The organism is Roseovarius sp. D22-M7, assembly GCF_037083785.1.
Lineage (GTDB): Bacteria > Pseudomonadota > Alphaproteobacteria > Rhodobacterales > Rhodobacteraceae > Roseovarius.
The window spans coordinates 43861-50024 of sequence record NZ_JBAPKY010000027.1; the positions used below are offsets into that span (position 1 = coordinate 43861).

The 6164-nt window shown below is 62.6% G+C and carries 6 protein-coding genes; 2 read left to right on the forward strand and 4 right to left on the reverse strand.

What is annotated here, in order from left to right:
- Nucleotides 1–23: 23 nt before the first annotated feature.
- From V8324_RS13015 to V8324_RS13030, 4 genes are read right to left on the reverse strand one after another with little or no spacing between them, the layout of a single operon-like run.
- Nucleotides 24–941 carry a methionyl-tRNA formyltransferase gene (locus V8324_RS13015; RefSeq protein ID WP_336420359.1) on the reverse strand — a complete coding sequence of 306 codons (918 nt, stop codon included), beginning with the start codon at nucleotides 939–941 and terminating at the stop codon, nucleotides 24–26.
- Between the two features lie 59 nt (nucleotides 942–1000).
- Nucleotides 1001–2272: a formyl-CoA transferase gene (gene frc / locus V8324_RS13020; RefSeq protein WP_336420360.1), complete on the reverse strand. Its 1272-nt coding sequence runs from the start codon at nucleotides 2270–2272 to the stop codon at nucleotides 1001–1003.
- Nucleotides 2273–2332: 60 nt separating this feature from the next.
- Nucleotides 2333–4105 carry an oxalyl-CoA decarboxylase gene (oxc, locus tag V8324_RS13025; RefSeq protein ID WP_336420361.1) on the reverse strand — a complete coding sequence of 591 codons (1773 nt, stop codon included), beginning with the start codon at nucleotides 4103–4105 and terminating at the stop codon, nucleotides 2333–2335.
- A 36-nt stretch (nucleotides 4106–4141) separates the two neighbouring features.
- The gene (locus V8324_RS13030) at nucleotides 4142–4846 is read right to left on the reverse strand and encodes a GntR family transcriptional regulator (RefSeq protein ID WP_336420362.1); all 705 of its coding nucleotides are present in this window, start codon (nucleotides 4844–4846) and stop codon (nucleotides 4142–4144) included.
- A 464-nt stretch (nucleotides 4847–5310) separates the two neighbouring features.
- Between V8324_RS13030 and V8324_RS13035 the strand changes: the two genes are divergently transcribed.
- A complete protein-coding gene (locus tag V8324_RS13035) occupies nucleotides 5311–5850 on the forward strand; it encodes a hydrolase (protein WP_336420363.1) in 540 nt (179 codons plus the stop codon).
- Nucleotides 5851–5922: 72 nt separating this feature from the next.
- The coding region (locus tag V8324_RS13040; RefSeq protein WP_336420364.1) for an ATP-grasp domain-containing protein at nucleotides 5923–6164 on the forward strand (242 nt) is incomplete at its 3' end.

The following is a 6164-nucleotide window of genomic DNA, read 5'->3' on the forward strand; positions in this document are numbered from 1 at the left end:
ATTTCCAGACTGTAAGGTTGCGTTCAGGTCCCGAGGGTGGCCCCCGGTGCGAGGTCGACGGAGGCCGCCCACTCGGCGGCGGGGATCTTGCCGCCGCCGGCCGGGCGGACCCGCTTGATCAGGATCCGGCCACCGACGCATTGCACCGCGATGCCGGCCTCGGACACCTCGCGCACGCGGCCGGAGACACCGTCGCCGGGCACGCGGGCGCAGTCGAAGATATCCACCTGTGCCCCGTCCAGCGTGGTCCAGGCCCCGGGGGCGGGATTGGTGCCGCGAATAAGGTCGTAGACCTGTTTGACCGGGCGATGCCATTCGATGCGCGAGTGGTTGCGATTGCACCGGCGCTCGTACGTGGCCGCGCTCTCGTCCGGGACGATCCGCGGCGGGTTGCCGTCGCGGTAGAGATCGCAGACCGTCAGCACGCTATCCACCGCCTTGGGGTAGATCTTCTTGAAATAGAGGTCGATCACCGTGTCATCGGGGCCGATCTCGCAGTCCCACTGCATCAGGCTGTCGCCCTCATCCAGCCCGTCGGACGGGTAGAACCATGAAAAGCCCGATTTGGTCGCGCCCATGATGATCGGCCAGTTGACCGCGGACGGTCCGCGATGCAACGGCAACAACGAAGGGTGGAAACAGATGGACCCGTGGGTCGGCGTATCGCGGGCAGCTTCGGGCACGAAGACGTTCACGAAGGCCATGATCATCAGATCAGCCTGATGCCCCGCCAGGATCTCGAGCGAGGCGGCATCGTCGAAATTGGCGGGCTGGTGCACGGGCAGACCCTGCTCCAGCGCGAATTCCTTGATCAGATCGACCGGCTTGCCGTCCCGATCCGGCTCGCAGTAGACCGCGACAACCTCGTCTGTCCCGGTATCGAGCAGCTTGGCCAGCGCATCCTTGCCGAAGGCCTGCTGCCCCATCACGATAAGTCGCATTCTGTCCCCTCCCTGGGACGGTGGGCCGGTCACTGCCGGCCCTTGCCGTCATGCCTCGATTATTCGGCGGCCTGCTTCGCGCTGCCGACCGCGCCGGATTCCGTGATCCGCGCCAGGTCCTCGCCGTCATAGCCCAGAACATCGCGCAGGATTTCCACGGTATGCTCTCCCAGCAGCGGCGAGCGTGTCACCTCGACCGCGCTGTCCGACATCTTGACCGGGCAACCGACAGTAGTGTAGCGACCGCGTGTCGGGTGCTCGACATCGACGATCGTACCGGTCTTGCGCAGGCCCTCGTCCTCGATGATCTCCTTGGTGGACAGGATCGGCCCGACCGGGATGTTGAGCGGGTTGCAGATATCCATCACCTCGAACTTGGTCTTGGTCTTGGTCCACTCCTCGACCCGGCCGAAGATCTCGTCGAGCTTGTCGAGCCGCTCGGCCGCGTTGGCGTAGCCGGGCGCATCCTTCCACTCGGGCGCACCGATCACGTCGCAGACCTGCTCCCACACCGCCGCCTGCGTGATGAAATAGGTGTAGGCGTTGTTGTCGGTCTCCCACCCCTTGCATTTCAGGATGCGGCCCGGCTGACCCCCGCCCGAGTCGTTGCCGGCGCGCGGCGTCGCCTCGCCGAAGGGGATGCCGTTGCCATATTGCGAATATTCGGTCAGCGGCCCCGCCTGCAGGCGCTGCTGATCGCGCAGCTTGACCCGGCACAGGTTGATCACCCCGTCCTGCATGGCCGCCAGTACCTTCTGGCCCTTGCCCGAATGCTCGCGCTGGTAAAGCGCTGTCACGATGCCAAGCGCGAGGTGCAGGCCCGTGCCGCTATCGCCGATCTGCGCGCCCGTCACCAGCGGCGGCCCGTCGAGAAAGCCGGTGGTCGACGCCGCGCCGCCCGCGCATTGGGCGACATTCTCGTAGACCTTGCAGTTTTCGTAGTTTCCCGGGCCGAAGCCCTTGACCGAGGCCATGATGAGACGCGGATTGATCTCCTGGATCCGGGGCCAGGAAAAGCCCATCCGGTCCAGCGCACCGGGCGCGAAGTTCTCTACCAGCACATCGCAGGTCTCGATCAGGCGCGTCAGCACTTCCTTGCCCGCCTCGGTCTTGGGGTTCAATTCGATCGAGCGCTTGTTGTGGTTGAGCATGGTGAAGTAGAGGCTGTCCGCATCAGGCACGTCGACCAGCTGTTTGCGCGTCGCGTCACCCACGCCGGGGCGTTCAACCTTTATCACGTCCGCCCCGAACCAGGCCAGAAGCTGTGTGCAGGTCGGGCCCGATTGAACGTGGGTGAAGTCAAGGATCTTGACGCCTTCAAGAGCTTTCATGGGGTTCTCCATCTTTGAGCCGCATGGGCGTGGTCCCACGCCCCGATTTCGTTGTTTGCTTCAGTCTTTGCGTGCCTGCGGGTAGAGCCGCTGGGCCACCACCGATGTCGGGTTCAGATTGCCGATATTGCCGCTTTCCTTGCCGGCCGCCGGATCGATGATCGCGTTGATCAAGGTCGGCTTGCCGTTCTCGAGCGCGGCGTAGATCGCGATCCTCAGCTCGTCGGGCGAGCGGGCGATCACACCCACCCCGCCGAAGGCCTCGATCATCTTGTCATAGCGCGAACCCTTGACGAACACGGTGGTCGACGGATCCTCGCCGCCGCCCCAGTTCTCGCCATCGCCCTTGTAGATACCGTCATTGTTGAACACGACGGTGCAGATCGGCAGGTTGTAGCGGCAGACCGTCTCGATCTCCATGCCGCAGAAGCCGAAGGCGCTGTCGCCCTCGACGGCCAGCACGCGCTTGCCGGTCTCGATGGCCGCCGCGATGGCCGATCCCATGCCGATCCCCATCACGCCCCAGGTGCCCACGTCGATCCGGTGCCGCGGCTTGTGGATGTTGACGATCGACCGGCACAAGTCGAGCGTGTTGGCCCCCTCGTTCACGAGGATCGTGTCGGGATGATCGTTGATCGCCTCCTTGATGACCCCGAGCGCACCATTGTAATCCATCGGATCGTTGTTGTTGCGCAGCCGCGCCGCCATCTTCTCCATGTTCGCCGTGGCCTTGGTGTTCACCTGGTCGAGCCAGTCCGTGGGCGACGCGATCCCGGCCCCGTCCATCGCCGCGATCAGCGCCTCGCAGCAGGACCCGATATCGCCCACGATCGGCGCGGCGATCTCGACGTTCGAGTCCATCTCCTCGGCCTCGATATCCAGCTGGACAAAGCGTTTGCCACCCGGCTCGCCCCATTGCTTGCCCTTGCCGTGGCTCAGAAGCCAGTTGATCCGCGCGCCCATCATGATGACCACGTCCGAGTCCTTGAGCACCAGCGACCGCGCGGCCGCGGCACATTGCGGATGCGTGTCGGGCAACAGGCCCTTGGCCATGGACATCGGCAGGAACGGATAGCCGGACTTTTCCACCAGTTCGCGGATCTGCTCGTCGGATTGATCGTAAGCGGCCCCTTTACCAAGCACTATCAACGGACGCTTCGCGCCCTTCATGACCTCGATGGCGCGATCGATCGCCGACTGTGCGGGGATCTGGCGCTGCGCGGGCTCTATCACCTTGACCAGAGAGCGCGCACCTTCGAGCGCATCCACGACCTGCCCCAGCATCGCGCCCGGGATATCCAGATAAACGCCGCCGGGACGCCCCGACACCGCAGAGCGGATGGCGCGGGCCACGGCAATACCGATATCCTGCGCGTAGGTCAGCCTGTAGGCCGCCTTGCAGAACGGCTTGGCGGCGGCAAGCTGATCCATCTCCTCGTAGTCGCCCTGTGCGAGATCGACGATCTCGCGCTCGGACGAGCCCGAGATCAGGATCATGGGCCAGCAATTGGTGGTGGCATTCGCCAGCGCGGTCAACCCGTTCATGAAGCCGGGGGCCGAGACGGTCATGCAGACACCGGGTTTCTTGGTCAGGAACCCCGCGACCGAAGCGGCATAGCCGGCATGCTGCTCGTGACGGAACGAGATAACCCGCATCCCCTGGGCCTGCGCGTAGCGCCCCAGATCGGTGATGGGGATACCGGGCACGTTGTAGATCGTGTTGATCCCGTTCAGTTTCAGCGCGTCGATCAAAAGATGGAACCCGTCCGTCTCGTTTCCGACGGAGATCGCCTCTTTTTCTGTTTCGCCCGATGCGGCACCGGCTACAGCCATGTCTTCCCTCCCAATACGACGTGCGTGTTCAACGCGTCACGCCGTTTCCGCGTTTGCCTTCCGCGCAAGCTCGAGCCGCGTCCATGTCTTCCGGACATGCTCGTGCAAACGCATCGTGTGCTCCCTTACCTTCACCGCAGCATCATCGGCATCGCGCGATTCAAGCGCCTCGATGATCTCGGCATGATCGACGACCGATCGCTTGATCCGGTCTGCCTCCCCCATCGCCTGTGACCGCACGGCCCGCATGTGAAGGAACAGGCCCTCTGCCATGGATTTCAGCAGCAGGCAGTGCGAAATCTCGAGGATCCGCAGGTGAAACTGGATGTTCTCCTCGGAGTATTCCGAAATACCCGTCGCAGACTTGTTGTGATTGTGTTTCGAGATCATCTTGCGAAGCGACCCGATCTCCACATCCGTCGCGTGCACCGTCGCCATCCGCGCCGCCATGCTTTCCAGTGCGGCCCAGGCGACGATCATCTCGAGAATCTCGTCCTTGGTCTTGCGCAGCAGAAAGACACCCTTGCGGGGAATGACCTCGACCAGACCCTCTGCCTCGAGCCTTGAAATCGCATCGCGCAGGGGCGTTCTCGACACGTTGAGCTGCTCCGCGAGCGATCTTTCATCCAACCTGAGATCCGCATCGGCACTGTAGATATCGACCTCCGTGATTGCCTGTCGCAACCTTTCGTAAACGTGGTCTTTCAGCGTCAAATTCGTCGAAATCGGGCGAAGCTTCATGTTTTTCTCCAGCCTGCCCACGAGCGGCGCAAACCACGTTTTCTGTGGGATACCATAGACCAGCCAAGCGTCTCACGCAATTCACATTCGGTTACAATTTCCGCTGCACCTGCATAATGGCGGTTTTCGGTGGCCGATAACGCTGCTGAAATCGCTGCATATTCGTAGCCTGTCGGACGCATCGACCGAATTCGGGGCACATCCTCTTTTGAACATTCAAGTCTCTGTTAAAACGCGTCTTTTTATCCTTCCAGACGCGATAACGGCGCATCGCCATTCGCTGGATCTGGAAAGTTTTTCTGCGCTGCAACATGAAAAATCACGGCTCGGCAGCCTGTGGCGCCTCCGCGATTCGCACCTTTTTCAAGGGCGCCGGGGCGACCGGCTTGATACAGATCATTTCTCGTGGTATGTGGCATACCAACATGCGTTTCCGTAAGTAATCTCGAAACTGGAGCCACGCCATGCTTATCCGGGCCGAAGAATCCGTGCTCGTGGTCATCGACATGCAGGAGCGCCTTGTCCCTGCCATGCAGGCACCCGCGCGCACCATTCGCAACACGCGCACGCTTCTTGCCAGTGCGCACGAGGTTGGCGTGCCGATGATCATGACAGAACAATACCCCGCCGGTCTCGGGCGCACGGTTCCGGAGTTGACCGGAACACCGGGTGCGATCGTCCTCGAAAAGATGCACTTTTCCTGCATGGAGGATGAAACCTTTGCCGAAACGCTGGGCGGCCTTGGCCGCAGGCAGGTCATCCTCGCCGGGATGGAGGCGCATATCTGCGTGGTCCAGACCTGCGCCAGCATGATCGAACAGGGGTTCGAAGTGTTCGTGGTCTCGGACGCCACCGCCTCTCGCACCCTCGAAAGCGAGCAGGCCTGCATCGCCCGGCTCAGCGTCGGCGGTGCGGGTATCGTCACCACAGAGATGGTCGTCTTCGAATGGCTCGGAAAAGCCGGAACGCCAGCATTCAAGAAGCTTCTGCCACTTATCAAGTAGTTGGAAAAGACCCCGGATGCGCGGGAGTTATCAAGGCGGATCCGGCATCACAAACCAAAGAGGAGGACAGACGTGAACATCCACGAGTATCAGGCGAAAGCGCTGCTCCGGTCTTACGGGGCTCCGGTCTCGGACGGGCGGGTGGTATTGCGCGCCGAGGAGGCGAAGACGGCGGCGGGGGCGCTGGACGGGCCGCTCTGGGTCGTGAAGGCGCAGATTCATGCCGGCGGGCGCGGCAAGGGCAAGTTCAAGGAGGCCGGGGCCGGCGACGCGGGCGGGGTGCGGATCTCGAAATCGGTGGAAGAGGCCGCCGA